Genomic DNA, 13,029 nt, shown 5'->3' with positions numbered 1-13,029 from the left:
TTGGTCTGCCGTTATCAGAACTATAATGATCTTTGACAAGATCATAAACGAAATCAAAATCGATCGCTTGATCAATTTTTCGTACAAGATGATCTTCAGGCACTAATTCATCTAAGGCCACGACTTCTAATTGATTTCTTCTTTCTTCTTCACGTTTCGATAACATATTTATCCCCCACAGAAATGTGTTATTACCCTTATTATACAAAAAAGCTTGTAGACTTTGTCTACAAGCTGAGCCCCCTTTATGAAAAAGGGGGCTTTCTTCTTTATCTTTTATATGGCCGTTTCATCGTTCTGTGCGGCTTTTTCGCGCGCGGCTCTCCAAATACTTCTCCAAGGAGCATTCCTTGAACAATTGTATCTTGGTTCAGCTTCTCAATGATTTTTGGCTTCTCTTCAGCAGATGCAGCCTTTGGCCTTGTCAGCTCTCTTTCAAGCGATTGGAACTCTTTGTTCAGCTCGTTTTTTCTTTCTTCCATTTCGGCAAGTGTAGCCGTATAGCGATCTTGTAAGGACTGAGAAGTTTTTTTCTTCATCCCGCCATGATCATGCACATCACCGAAATCGTCCAGCTGATCCGTCACGACTGGATCTGGACTTGTTTGCTTTGTTTGCTTTTGGGGCACCTGCTTACGCTGAGGAGCGGGCTTCTTTTGCTGATTCTGCTCTTCGTTCTCCTCTTGTTTGCCGATCTTCCCAAAGACGGCAGAGATGATACCGATGATAATCGCAATTAGTAGCGGATTTTCAAATAGAATGTCCAATGGGCTCCCTCCTTAAAGCGTGAGAGGATGCTTATTTGTTTTCATTATCAGATGGACCTTTTGTCATTTTGCCAAATGAATCTCTCATATCCGTATCAGCATCGATATTCTTAATATTCATGTAGTCCATGACACCAATATTGCCTTCACGTAATGCTTCAGCCATTGCAAGTGGTACTTCAGCCTCTGCTTCTACGACTTTCGCGCGCATTTCTTCAACTTTCGCACGCATCTCTTGTTCTTGTGCAACAGCCATTGCGCGGCGTTCTTCTGCTTTCGCCTGTGCAATATTTTTGTCTGCTTCTGCTTGGTCTGTTTGTAGAATTGCCCCGATGTTCTTACCGATATCAACATCTGCGATATCAATCGAGAGAATTTCAAATGCAGTACCTGAATCTAATCCCTTACCAAGAACCGTTTGAGAAATCATATCAGGATTCTCAAGAACCTTTTTATGATTATCTGATGAACCGATTGTAGAGACAATCCCTTCACCTACACGGGCAATAATTGTTTCTTCTCCTGCACCACCGACAAGTCGGTCGATGTTTGCACGAACTGTAATACGTGCTTTTGCTTTGACTTCAATCCCGTCCATCGCAACACCAGAGATAAATGGTGTTTCAATGACTTTAGGATTTACACTCATTTGAACTGCTTCTAGTACGTCACGGCCTGCTAGGTCGATGGCTGCACAGCGGGCAAAGTTCAATTCGATATTCGCGCGTTGAGCTGCAATTAATGCGTTCACCACTCGGTCCACGTTACCACCTGCAAGATAGTGGCTCTCCAGCTGGTTAATCGACACATCAAGACCTGCTTTATGTGCTTTGATGAGCGGGTTGACCACTCGGTTTGGTATCACTCGGCGCAGTCTCATTCCTACAAGTGTAAAAATGCTCACTTTTACGCCAGCCGCTAGGGCAGAAATCCACAGCATCACCGGTACAAAGGTGAAAAAGATCGATAGAACAATCAAACCTGCTGCGATAATCACAAATAATAGTAAAGTAGATGGATCCATTTTATTCCTCCTCTAAAATCAGTATATCTATACTTTCCTCACGACAATGCGTGAGCCTTCCGCTTTCACAATTTTTACTTGTTCATCTTTATCGATAAAGGCACCTTCTGACACAACATCAATGCGCTCATCTCCGAGTACGATCGTACCAGATGGACGAAGTGCGGTAGCTGTCACTGCGATTTGTCCAACCAGATCCTCTCTTGTTTCATTTGAGACATAACCGCTTTCCTTATTGGTTGAATCGGTTAAAATGAACTTTTTAAAGAATTTCATACGTTTCCCCAACACCTTTGTCAATAAAATAACTGCTATGATTGAAACAGCAGTGGCAATCAAGATGGAAATCGCCATTTCTGTAAAGCTTCCAGCTGCTAAAAATAAGCTGACAACGACACAGATCAGTCCAATGACACCTACGATTCCCCCTGGCAAAAACAATTCCAGAATGATGAGTGCAATCCCTGCTAAAAACAGGAACAACGTCTCATATCCTGCAAAACCTGCCACGAGATGACCATAAAAGAATAGAAGAAGCGCTGTCACTCCCATGGTGCCCGGGACCCCAAAGCCAGGAGAATAGAGCTCAACAACTAACCCTAAACTTGCAATGGATAAAAGGATTGGAATGACAATTGGGTGCGTAAGAAAACGCGCAACCTTTTCAGCAAAGCTCACTTCATCGTATTGAACAGAAGCATCTTTTAATTTCAGCTTCTGAAGCAAGTCATCCATATTTTTTGCTTCCCCTTCTGCATAACCGAATTGCAGCGCCCGGTCTGTGTTGAAGGTGAGCAATTCTCCTTTTGGTGCACCGGCTTCTTTTGCGTCTATATCTATATCCGCCATGGCAAGAGCATACTTTGGATCACGCCCCTGCTTTTCGGCAGCATCACTCATTTCAGCAAGCCATAAAGATTCAGATTTTTGATCGGCAGCATTGCCTTCTCCATCAATGATCGCAGCAGCCCCCATCTTTCCATTCGGGGTCATATAGATTTGATCGGCATTTAACGCGATGAAGGCCCCGGCTGAAAGCGCTCTATGATTGACAAACGCTGTTACTGGGATATCGGAAGCACGTATAGTATCTGCGATCTCAAGCGCTGCATCGACTGCACCACCCGGTGTATTGATGTCGAGAATAATATGCTTCGCCCGTTCGGACTTTGCCTGCTCAAACGATCGTTCAATGAATTTAGAAAGTCCTTTTTCTACTGTATCTTCAATTGGGATAACATGAACTTTCTGATCTGCTGATTTCGCGGTCAATTGAACCCCTAATAACAAGCATATTATAAAACAACTGAAGAGAGCAATAGAAATTTTTATTTTTTTCATCTATTTGGTGATCCCTCCTCTCTTTCTTCCATTTTACTGTTCCTTTACATACGTTACAAATGTATCATAGGTTTCATTTTTATATGACAGAATCACGAGGGCATAAAAAAAGTACCCTTCTAACAATAGAAGGATACTTTTTTATTGAGACAGCTGCTCGCTGACAAGTCTGTTAATGACAGCTCCATCAGCTTTACCTTTTACTTTTGGCATAATAGCGCTCATGACTTTACCCATATCAGCCTTCGAGGAAGCACCTGTTTCAGTGATCGTTTCTTTCACGATCGTTTGCAGTTCTTCTTCAGAAAGCTGTTCAGGTAAATAAACGTCTAATATGTCAATCTCTTTTTGAACTTTATCTACTAAATCTAAGCGATTAGCTTTCGAAAATTCATGGAGGGAGTCTTTACGTTGCTTAATCTCGCGGGAAAGGACGGTTAGTTCCTCATCGCCGGTCAAACTGTCTTTCTTAAGCTTAATTGCTTCATTTTGCAGCGAAGCCTTTACCATACGAATGACAACAAGCTTGTCTTTCTCACGGTTTTTCATCATAAGCTTCATATCAGAATTTAATTGCTCAAGAAGACTCATAAAATCCACCCTCTTTAGAATTTACGTTTTCTAGCAGCTTCAGACTTTTTCTTACGCTTTACGCTAGGCTTTTCATAAAATTCACGCTTTCTTGCTTCTTGCAATGTTCCAGTTTTGGATACACTGCGTTTAAAGCGACGAAGAGCATCTTCAAGCGATTCGTTTTTTCTAACGACCGTTTTTGACATTCTCTTTCCCTCCCTCCGAATACACCAATCGACTGCATTAAAAAAAGATATACATGCAAAACATGTACCTAGACATTATAATATAAGCCTAGTGTGAGGTCAACTAAGTGATTTGGAAATATATTTTCGTCATGAGCAGGTAGACAAGTCCATATATTCATTGGTAAGAGGAGGACTTTTCTATGATGGCGATCATTTATTTTTGTGCACTTATTTTCATTTTTTTATGGTCAATGGGTTTGCTGAGAAAAGGATTAATGGCGCTTGCGTCGTCTCGTATTGAGAAATCACTTCTTCTCTTTACAGATCACCCGGTAAAAGCATTCTTGGTCAGCATTGTGTTTACAGGGGTTCTACAAAGCAGTTCTGCTTTTATGGTCATCGTCATTGGCTTTGTCAGTACTGGCATTCTCTCTTTTAAAAAATCGATCCCAATGATTCTTGGAACCAATATCGGCTCCACGTTTACGACAGAATTTATCGCCATTAAAATGGACGTGTTCATGTGGGTTTTGATCATAGCCGGTCTTGTATTTATCCTTTTTGGCAGGACATCTTTTAGACATGCAGGAAAAAGTTTATTTGGGCTCGGGATGATCTTTTTTTGCATACAAGGCTTTTCAAAAATTGCAGGGATGATGACAAGCCAGCCTGAGACATTGCGTTTTCTTGAAATGATGCAGCATTCAGACTGGACAGCGCTGCTTTCGGGTACCATTTTCACAGCAATTGTTCATTCGAGCTCAGTCTGTATCGGTATTTTAATGGGATTTATGAATGAAGGAACTGTGGCACTTCAGGAAGGCATCAGCTTTGTGTTGGGGTCCAATATTGGGACATGTATTACGGCTGTGATGGCTGCGATATCTGGCGGCTACGCAGCACGTCAAACGGCTTATGCACACGTCGTGTTTAATGTGCTTGGGGTTCTTTTATGCCTGCCGTTTCTCGCCCTGATTACAGAGGTTGTCGCCCTTCTCGCAAGCTCACCCGCCCAGCAGATTGCGCATTTCAGTCTGCTGTTTAATGTGGCAAGCTCTCTCCTCTTCTTCCCGTTCATACGCCCTTTTCACGCATTGATCTTGTGTCTCATGCCGAATCAGTCAAAATAAAAGAAACCGGCTTGCCCTTTTGGCTGCCGGTTTTTTTATCTATTATGAGGTCATTCTCACTTTGTCAGGCTGCACATCATCGCTGATGCGAACGAATTGTCCTTCGTTATAAGGATAGCCCGCTTTCGTAATTTTCACTTTGACCAGACGGCCGATCATGTCCTCTGTCCCTTCAAAAACAACTTTCATGTAGTTATCGGTATATCCTACATAAAGATTGTGGTTTCCTTCTTGTTCTTTGAAGGATTCTTCCGGAATAATCTCTAGCACATCACCTTCGTATGCTGATGCATACTCTTTCGCAAGCTGGTCAGAAAGAGCGATCAAACGGTGGACACGTTCGTTTTTCACATGTTCATCCACTTGATCTTCCATTCTTGCAGCCGGGGTACCTGTACGTTTGCTGTAAGGGAATACGTGCAGCTCAGAGAATTGATGATCTTTGACAAAATTGTACGTTTCCAAGAACTCTTCTTCTGTTTCCCCAGGGAATCCAACGATCACATCAGAGGTGACAGCAAGTCCTGGCAATGCTTTTTTCAGCTTTGTTAAACGCTCTGCAAAGAATTCCATCGTATATTTACGGCGCATTCTTTTTAGCACAGTATTTGAGCCAGATTGAAGCGGGATGTGTAAGTGTCTGACAATTTTATCTGACTGATCAAGCACTTCAATCACTTCATCTGTAATTTGACTTGCTTCAATAGATGAAATACGGATTCGTTTTAAGCCAATAACACGTTCATCTAATTCTCTCAAAAGCTTTGCAAAGTTATAATCCTTTAAGTCTTCTCCGTATCCGCCTGTGTGAATACCTGTCAGCACAATTTCTTTATAGCCCGCATCAACAAGCTGCTGCGCTTGATTGATGACCTCTTCTGGATCACGAGAACGAAGAAGGCCGCGCGCCCAAGGAATAATGCAGAATGTACAGAAATTGTTACAGCCTTCTTGGATTTTTAATGAAGCGCGCGTTCTGTCTGTGAAGGCAGGAACATCAAGTTCTTCAAACACACGTGCTTTCATGATATTGCCAACCCCGTTGATCGGCTGTCTTTCTCTGCGGTATTCTTCAATATAGCCTAGTAATTTATGTCGGTCCTGTGTCCCAACCACAATATCAACACCAGGAATCGCCATGATTTCTGCTGGTGATGTTTGCGCATAGCAGCCTGTTACACAAATGACACCATCCGGGTTATGGCGAATGGCTCTTCTAATGACTTGGCGGCTTTTCTTATCGCCTGTATTCGTGACCGTACATGTATTAATGACATATACATCTGCTTTTGATTCATACTCTTTTCTTTCATAGCCAGCTTCTTTAAACAGCTGCCAGATCGCCTCTGTTTCATAGTGGTTGACCTTACAGCCAAGTGTATGGAACGCTACTGTTCCCATGATGATTCACCTCTTAATAACTCTGTTTGATAAGATATAGCGGAAAGCGCATATAAAGGAGCAGTTTCTGTTCTTAAAATGCGCGGTCCAAGCCCGCAAATGACTGCACCAAGCGTTTCAAGCTCTTCAATCTCCTTTTCTGCCAAACCGCCTTCAGGGCCAAAAACCACTAGCAAGGTTTGTCCGCCTTTCATCTGTTGAAGCACAGTTTGAAAGCGGCTTTGCTCTCCTTCTTTCGATGATTCTTCGTATGCAACGACACATTTATCGAATTCACCAGCTAATTGCGTCAGCTCTTTAAACGTTGATACTGAATAAACACGGGGAATGATATTCCGGTAGGACTGCTCGGCTGCTTCTTTCGCGATTTTCTCCCAGCGCTCTCGTTTTTTATGTGACTTTTTTTGGTCTAGCTTTGTAATAGAACGAGCCGCTTGAAACGGGATAAAAGCACTTGCGCCAAGCTCTGTGCCTTTTTGGATAATGAGCTCAAGCTTATCTCCTTTTGGAAGACCGCTTGCAATCGTCACCCTAATCGGAAGTTCTCTGTTCTGATTTGTCCAGCTTTCAAGGTGACAAATCACTTCTTCCTTTGTTATTGTATCAATTTTACTGAGCGCTTCAAAGCCGTCTGTCGTTAAACAAAGGATTTCCTGCCCTGCTTTCATCCGCATGACATTGGAAAGATGATGTACATCTTCACCTTTTATAACGATGGCTCCCTTTAACGTCACTTCTTCTTTCGTGAGGTCGATAAAATATCGTTGCATACGTGTCCTGACACCTACTCGCTTTATTTTTTCGCTATAATGCTGACCCAATCTTCCATTGACAGCACTTCAACAATGTCAAAACCCGCTTCTTCTAATGCTGTTTTGACCTGTAATTTCTTTTGTCCAATGATGCCTGATGTAATGAAATAGCCATCTTTCTTCAATAGGTCATAGGCTTGATCTGTAAAGCGCAAAATCACTTCTGCCAGAATGTTGGCGACAATCACATCACGCTCACCTGAAATTCCATCAAGCAAATTGTTTTGTTTGACCGTCACTTGGTCACTTACACCATTTAATTCGATGTTTTGCTTCGCACTTTCTACCGCAACGGTGTCGAGATCAAAGGCTTGAATGTCCTTTGCACCAAGCATCGCTGCTGCCACACTTAGAATTCCAGAGCCTGTTCCAACATCAATCACCGTATCGTTTTCCTTCACGTAGCGCTCAAGCGCCTGAATGCAAAGGACGGTTGTTGGATGCGTACCTGTTCCAAATGCCATTCCAGGGTCCATTTCAATAATCAGTTCATCAGAATGAACCGGTGTATATTCTTCCCACGTTGGAACGATGGTGAATTTTTCAGAGATTTTCACAGGATGATAGTATTTCTTCCATGCGGTGGCCCATTCTTCTTCATTTACTTCACAAATTGACAGTGTATTGCGTCCAAGGTCAATATCGTATAGAAGAAGGTTGTTGATGGCTTCTTTGATCTCATCTACCGTTTCCATCAAAAAGCTGTTCATTGGAAGATAGGCTTTCACAATGACACCTTCATCCGGATAGTCATTCGGATCGAGCTGGTAGATCTCACCGTATACATTTTCACGTTCCTTGACTAAATCAAGCGGGTCCTCAATCACGACACCACTTGCACCTGCTTCATGCAAAATATTGGTGATCGGTTCCACCGCTTCATTTGTTGTATGGACGCTAATTTCTGACCACTTCAATACTACCAACTCCTTATCCGTCTTACTCGCCTTTAAATGCGCGTTTTACCTTATCGAAAAAGCTCATTTCTTGTTCGTCTGGTTTATTTCCGCTCACTTCAGCAAATTTTCTAATGATATCTTTTTGATTGTCTGTTAAATTTGTCGGTGTGACAACACGTACAACGATATGCTGATCGCCTTGGCCGTAGCCGCGTACATTTTTCACACCTTTTCCTTTGAGTCTAAACTTCGTGCCAGTTTGAGTGCCAGCAGGAACTTTTAATTTTACTTTTCCGTGTAATGTCGGCACTTCAATTTCGTCACCTAATGCAGCTTGGGCAAAGGTGAGCGGCATCTCGCAGTAAATGTCATCTCCATCACGTTCGAAGAATTCATGCGCACGCACATGGAACACAACAAATAGATCGCCTGGAGGTCCGCCATTTACACCTGGTTCACCTTGACCAGACACTCTGAGCTGCTGGCCATCATCAACACCTGCAGGAATCGTCACGTTAATTTTCTTACGCTTACGCACTTTGCCAGAGCCGCCGCATGTTGAACATTTATGGTCAATTTGTTTCCCTGTTCCGCTGCAGTAGTTACATACTCTGCGGTTGACCACTTTACCAAACGGAGTGGATTGCTCAACATTTAATTGACCAGAGCCGCCGCAATGTGAACAGGTTTTCGCCTGCGTCCCAGGCTTTGCACCTGACCCATGACATGTCTCGCAAGATTCTTCACGAGGGATTTCAATGGTTGCTTCTTTTCCAAATGCCGCTTCTTCAAACGAAAGCGTCATTGTATATTGCAGGTCCGCTCCTTGGCGCGGTGCATTTGGATCTCTTCTTCTGGCTCCGCCGCCAAAAATACTAGAGAAGATGTCATCAAAGCCGCCGAAGCCGCCAAAGTCTCCTCCTCCGCCAAAACCGCCGCCGCCAAAGCCTTGGTTTGGATCGGTATGCCCGAACTGGTCATAATGCGAACGTTTTTGATCATCAGAAAGGGTTTCATAGGCTTCTTTTACTTCTTTGAATTTCTCATCTGAGCCAGCTTCTTTATTAATATCAGGGTGATACTTTTTTGAAAGCTTGCGGTATGCCTTTTTGATTTCGTCCTTTGAGGCGCTCTTACTTACGCCAAGCACTTCATAGTAATCACGCTTACTCATCTCTTCACACTCCCGATTTTCTCACATAAATACGATTGTATCATTTTGATTTAACCTTTTTCAATTCCTTTCATCGTTGAAAAGAAAAAAAGTCAAAGCCAAGAGATCCTGACTTTGACTTTCTGACGAGTACGTTTCAGCAGTCTTTTTCAAAAGTAAAGGTGATTATTTTTTCTCTTGATCGTCGTTTACTTCTTCGTATTCTGCATCCACTACATTGTCATCTGCTTTTTGAGCACCTTCAGCGCCTTCTTGCTGAGCTTGTGCTTGTTTTGCAGCTTCTTCATAGAGCTTTGTCGTTAATTCTTGAACGATTGTTTGCAGCTCATCTTTTTTCGCTTTGATGTCTTCAAACTCGCCTTTTTCGATCGCAGCTTTTAGCGCATCTTTCGCGTCATTTGCTTTTTTCACTTGCTCTTCATCGATTTTGCCTTCTAGATCTTTTAATGTTTTTTCAGTTGTAAACACTAATTGATCTGCTTCGTTGCGCACTTCGATTTCTTCTTTTTTCTTCGCATCTGCTTCAGCATTTTCTTCTGCTTCTTTGACCATTTTTTCGATCTCATCATCAGAAAGACCTGAAGAAGATTTGATTGTGATGTTTTGTTCTTTGCCTGTACCCATATCTTTCGCACGTACGTTGACAATACCGTTTTTATCGATATCAAAAGATACTTCGATTTGCGGTACGCCGCGTGGTGCTGGCGGGATATCAGTCAATTGGAAGCGGCCTAATGTTTTGTTATCTGCAGCCATTGGGCGCTCACCTTGCAGGACATGGATATCTACAGCTGTTTGGTTGTCAGCAGCCGTTGAGAATACTTGAGATTTACTTGTTGGAATTGTTGTATTGCGTTCAATCAGCTTCGTGAATACGCCGCCCATTGTTTCAATTCCTAAAGAAAGTGGTGTTACGTCAAGAAGAACAACGTCTTTGACATCCCCTGTGATCACTCCACCTTGGATCGCTGCACCAAGTGCAACTACTTCATCAGGGTTTACACCTTTATGAGGCTCTTTGCCTGTTTCTTTTTTGATTGCTTCTTGTACTGCAGGAATACGAGTTGATCCACCTACAAGGATGACTTTATCAATCTCGCTAGCAGATAAACCAGCATCTTTCAGTGCTTGACGTACAGGTGTCATTGTACGCTCTACAAGATCTGCAGAAAGCTCTTCGAATTTAGCACGCGTTAACGTTAATTCAAGATGAAGAGGACCTGCTTCTCCAGCTGTGATAAATGGCAGTGAGATTTGTGTAGATGATACACCAGAAAGATCTTTTTTCGCTTTTTCAGCAGCATCTTTTAAACGCTGAAGCGCCATTTTATCTTTAGAAAGATCAATGCCATTTTCTTTTTTGAATTCAGCCACTAGGTGATCAATGATGACTTGGTCAAAATCGTCTCCACCTAGACGGTTGTCCCCAGCAGTTGAGCGCACTTCAAAGACGCCGTCTCCAAGCTCAAGGATCGATACGTCAAATGTACCGCCGCCAAGGTCGTATACAAGAATCGTTTGATCTTCTTCTGTTTTATCTAAACCATATGCAAGCGCAGCTGCTGTTGGTTCGTTGATGATACGTTCTACTTCAAGACCAGCAATTTTACCAGCATCTTTCGTTGCTTGACGTTCTGCATCGTTGAAGTAAGCAGGAACTGTGATAACAGCTTTTGTTACTTCTTCGCCAAGATAGCCTTCAGCGTAAGATTTAAGGTGCTGAAGAATAATCGCAGAGATTTCCTGCGGTGTATAGTTCTTGCCTTCAACTTCTACTTTATAATCAGTACCCATATGTCTTTTAACAGACATGATCGTGTTCGGGTTTGTAATTGATTGACGTTTTGCTACTTCACCCACTTGGCGCTCTCCGTTTTTAAAAGCGACAACAGATGGTGTTGTACGTGCTCCTTCAGCGTTAGCAATGACTTTTGGCTCGCCGCCTTCAAGTACTGCAACACATGAGTTTGTTGTTCCTAAGTCAATCCCAATGATTTTACTCATATTCGATGACCTCCCATTATGTAGTTATTGATTTACTTTTACCATTGATGGACGAATAACTCGGTCTTTGAGTTTATAGCCCTTTTGCAATTCTTCTACAACGATATTTGAATCGTAGTTTTCATCTTCAACTTGCATGACGGCTTGATGAAGGTTTGGATCGAACTCTTTGCCGACAGCTTCAATTGGTTCTACGCCTTCATTTTTCAACGCTTCTACCAGCTGGCGGTAAACCATTTGCATTCCTTCTAACAAACTTTTCGTCTGCTCATTGTCTGGATCAATTCCAAGCGCTCTTTCAAAGTTATCAAGAGCTGGGAGAAGATCACTGACAACATGTTGAGAACGATATTTTTGCACGGTCTCCACTTCAGTTCGAGCACGGCGTTTATAGTTTTCAAAATCTGCTTGAACACGCAGAATTTTGTTTTCTTTTTCATCTAGAAGCTGCTGCAATTCATCGATTTTTTCTTGGAAGGCAGACTGTTCATCATGTGTTACTTCCTCAGTATCTGCTTGAACTGCTTCTTCTTGTGCTTCAACCTCTGCTTCTTGCTCAGGTGTCTGTTTTTCTTCTGACATTGTGTTCACCTCCCTCAAAAGATTCAAAAATACGAAGGGGCTGTGCCCCTATCTTTTATCACCCTACTCATCATACAAATTGGAAAGTGCGTTTGACAAGTCTTTTGATACATGATGCAAGAGACTGACAACCCGCCCGTAATCCATACGGGTTGGACCAATGACGGCAATGGAGCCGAGTGATTTTTGATCAATCGAATAAGTAGCTGTGATTAGGCTGCAGTTCTCCATCGCTTCCAAATTGTTTTCTGAACCGATTTTAATGGTGATTCCTTGCTGATTTGGATGAAACAGCTGCATGACATCATTCTTTTGCTCAATCAGCATCATGAGTGAACGGATGCGGTCAATGTCATGAAACTCCGGCTGATTCAACATATTAATCTTCCCGCCAAAGAAAAGTTTTGATTCATTTTGAGTCGATGTAAATGTATTGCCGAGCGCATCTAAAATATGATCATAATCTTTTAAATGCGTGCGAAGAAGCATCACAACTTCTTTATACATTCTGTCCTTCAGCTGATCCATCGGGACTCCGGCTAGGCGGCTGTTTAAAATATTCATCAGCTTCTCAATATCGGAGACATCGAGATGCTCAGAGAAGGTAATGGTTTTGTTTTCAACATGTCCGCTGTCTGTAATCATGATCGCCACTGCTTTGTTTGGCTGAACAGGGACAAGCTGAATTTGCTTTAATCGATTTTCACTTAGCTTCGGACCAAGCACAATCGATGTATAGTTTGTGAGATCTGATAAAATTTCCGCCGATTTTTGAACTGTCTTTTCCAGCTCAAAAATTTTCTCCTGAAAGGCCGACTGGATGAGCACAAGCTCTTTAGACGACAGTTTTCGCGGAGAGAGCAAATGATCTACATAATAACGATATCCTTTTTCGGAAGGAATTCTTCCTGATGAAGAATGGGTCTTTTCAATAAAACCAAGTTCCTCCAAATCAGCCATTTCGTTTCTAATCGTCGCAGAGCTGAATGTAATGTCTTCTTTTTTAGAAAGAGTCCTTGATCCAACTGGCTGCGCCGAACGAATAAAGTCATTAATGATGACTTGCAGAATCAAAAGCTGACGATTTGTTAACATCATCATCACCCCTGTTAGCACTCTCTTTCAACGAGTGCT

The 13,029-nt window shown here is 42.4% G+C and carries 14 protein-coding genes; 1 reads left to right on the top strand and 13 read right to left on the bottom strand.

The features are described 5' to 3' along the window. The 6 genes from BAE31_RS19495 to rpsU form a co-directional block, all read right to left on the bottom strand. On the bottom strand, nt 1-166 hold a 166-nt coding region (locus BAE31_RS19495), incomplete at its 3' end, for a transposase (RefSeq protein ID WP_481747477.1). A 103-nt stretch (nt 167-269) separates the two neighbouring features. Then, nucleotides 270-767 (bottom strand): hypothetical protein, encoded by a 498-nt coding sequence (locus tag BAE31_RS11145; protein ID WP_076840452.1) that lies wholly within the window; start codon nt 765-767, stop codon nt 270-272. Nucleotides 768-798: 31 nt separating this feature from the next. Beyond that, nucleotides 799-1,791 (bottom strand): flotillin-like protein FloA, encoded by a 993-nt coding sequence (floA, locus tag BAE31_RS11140; RefSeq protein ID WP_041106923.1) that lies wholly within the window; start codon nt 1,789-1,791, stop codon nt 799-801. Nucleotides 1,792-1,818: 27 nt separating this feature from the next. After that, nucleotides 1,819-3,132 carry an NfeD family protein gene (locus tag BAE31_RS11135; RefSeq protein ID WP_041106925.1) on the bottom strand — a complete coding sequence of 438 codons (1,314 nt, stop codon included), beginning with the start codon at nt 3,130-3,132 and terminating at the stop codon, nt 1,819-1,821. Nucleotides 3,133-3,273: 141 nt separating this feature from the next. Further along, nucleotides 3,274-3,723, bottom strand: coding sequence for a GatB/YqeY domain-containing protein (locus tag BAE31_RS11130; RefSeq protein WP_024423028.1), 450 nt, complete (start codon nt 3,721-3,723; stop codon nt 3,274-3,276). Nucleotides 3,724-3,737: 14 nt separating this feature from the next. Beyond that, entirely contained in the window at nt 3,738-3,911 is a 174-nt protein-coding gene (gene rpsU, locus BAE31_RS11125; RefSeq protein ID WP_003152957.1) for a 30S ribosomal protein S21, read from the bottom strand. A gap of 182 nt (nt 3,912-4,093) precedes the next feature. Between rpsU and BAE31_RS11120 the strand changes: the two genes are divergently transcribed. Next, nucleotides 4,094-5,023, top strand: a complete 930-nt coding sequence (locus BAE31_RS11120; RefSeq protein ID WP_076840451.1) for a Na/Pi symporter — start codon at nt 4,094-4,096, stop codon at nt 5,021-5,023. 42 nt (nt 5,024-5,065) lie between these two features. Here BAE31_RS11120 and mtaB read toward each other — a convergent pair whose 3' ends face one another. The 7 genes from mtaB to hrcA all read right to left on the bottom strand — a co-directional run bounded on the left by mtaB (nt 5,066) and on the right by hrcA (nt 12,990). After that, complete coding sequence (gene mtaB, locus BAE31_RS11115; RefSeq protein WP_076840450.1) at nt 5,066-6,424, bottom strand: tRNA (N(6)-L-threonylcarbamoyladenosine(37)-C(2))-methylthiotransferase MtaB; 1,359 nt, start codon at nt 6,422-6,424, stop codon at nt 5,066-5,068. Beyond that, a complete protein-coding gene (locus BAE31_RS11110) occupies nt 6,412-7,194 on the bottom strand; it encodes a 16S rRNA (uracil(1498)-N(3))-methyltransferase (protein WP_076840449.1) in 783 nt (260 codons plus the stop codon). Before BAE31_RS11110 ends, mtaB begins: the two co-directional genes overlap by 13 nt. 23 nt (nt 7,195-7,217) lie before the next feature. Next, nucleotides 7,218-8,153, bottom strand: a complete 936-nt coding sequence (prmA, locus tag BAE31_RS11105; RefSeq protein WP_024423032.1) for a 50S ribosomal protein L11 methyltransferase — start codon at nt 8,151-8,153, stop codon at nt 7,218-7,220. Nucleotides 8,154-8,175: 22 nt separating this feature from the next. Further along, complete coding sequence (gene dnaJ / locus BAE31_RS11100; RefSeq protein WP_024427952.1) at nt 8,176-9,309, bottom strand: molecular chaperone DnaJ; 1,134 nt, start codon at nt 9,307-9,309, stop codon at nt 8,176-8,178. Between the two features lie 165 nt (nt 9,310-9,474). Beyond that, nucleotides 9,475-11,313: a molecular chaperone DnaK gene (gene dnaK / locus BAE31_RS11095; RefSeq protein ID WP_024423034.1), complete on the bottom strand. Its 1,839-nt coding sequence runs from the start codon at nt 11,311-11,313 to the stop codon at nt 9,475-9,477. Between the two features lie 24 nt (nt 11,314-11,337). After that, nucleotides 11,338-11,895, bottom strand: a complete 558-nt coding sequence (grpE, locus tag BAE31_RS11090) for a nucleotide exchange factor GrpE (RefSeq protein WP_041086263.1) — start codon at nt 11,893-11,895, stop codon at nt 11,338-11,340. 63 nt (nt 11,896-11,958) lie between these two features. Beyond that, nucleotides 11,959-12,990 (bottom strand): heat-inducible transcriptional repressor HrcA, encoded by a 1,032-nt coding sequence (hrcA, locus tag BAE31_RS11085; RefSeq protein WP_003217350.1) that lies wholly within the window; start codon nt 12,988-12,990, stop codon nt 11,959-11,961. Nucleotides 12,991-13,029 lie beyond the last annotated feature (39 nt).

It is taken from the genome of Bacillus sp. I-2 (genome assembly GCF_001974945.1).
In the GTDB taxonomy this organism is placed as follows: Bacteria; Bacillota; Bacilli; order Bacillales; family Bacillaceae; genus Bacillus; species Bacillus safensis.
This window is presented reverse-complemented; position numbering and strand designations above follow the sequence as displayed.

Bases quoted from the DNA above. Each gene is read 5' to 3' on its own strand.
- dnaJ (WP_024427952.1), bottom strand. From the start codon at position 9,309: ATGAGTAAGCGTGATTACTATGAAGTGCTTGGCGTAAGTAAGAGCGCC.
- rpsU (WP_003152957.1), bottom strand. From the start codon at position 3,911: ATGTCAAAAACGGTCGTTAGAAAAAACGAATCGCTTGAAGATGCTCTT.
- BAE31_RS11110 (WP_076840449.1), bottom strand. From the start codon at position 7,194: ATGCAACGATATTTTATCGACCTCACGAAAGAAGAAGTGACGTTAAAG.
- dnaK (WP_024423034.1), bottom strand. From the start codon at position 11,313: ATGAGTAAAATCATTGGGATTGACTTAGGAACAACAAACTCATGTGTT.
- BAE31_RS11120 (WP_076840451.1), top strand. From the start codon at position 4,094: ATGATGGCGATCATTTATTTTTGTGCACTTATTTTCATTTTTTTATGG.
- BAE31_RS11130 (WP_024423028.1), bottom strand. From the start codon at position 3,723: ATGAGTCTTCTTGAGCAATTAAATTCTGATATGAAGCTTATGATGAAA.
- floA (WP_041106923.1), bottom strand. From the start codon at position 1,791: ATGGATCCATCTACTTTACTATTATTTGTGATTATCGCAGCAGGTTTG.
- BAE31_RS11135 (WP_041106925.1), bottom strand. From the start codon at position 3,132: ATGAAAAAAATAAAAATTTCTATTGCTCTCTTCAGTTGTTTTATAATA.
- grpE (WP_041086263.1), bottom strand. From the start codon at position 11,895: ATGTCAGAAGAAAAACAGACACCTGAGCAAGAAGCAGAGGTTGAAGCA.
- hrcA (WP_003217350.1), bottom strand. From the start codon at position 12,990: ATGTTAACAAATCGTCAGCTTTTGATTCTGCAAGTCATCATTAATGAC.
- mtaB (WP_076840450.1), bottom strand. From the start codon at position 6,424: ATGGGAACAGTAGCGTTCCATACACTTGGCTGTAAGGTCAACCACTAT.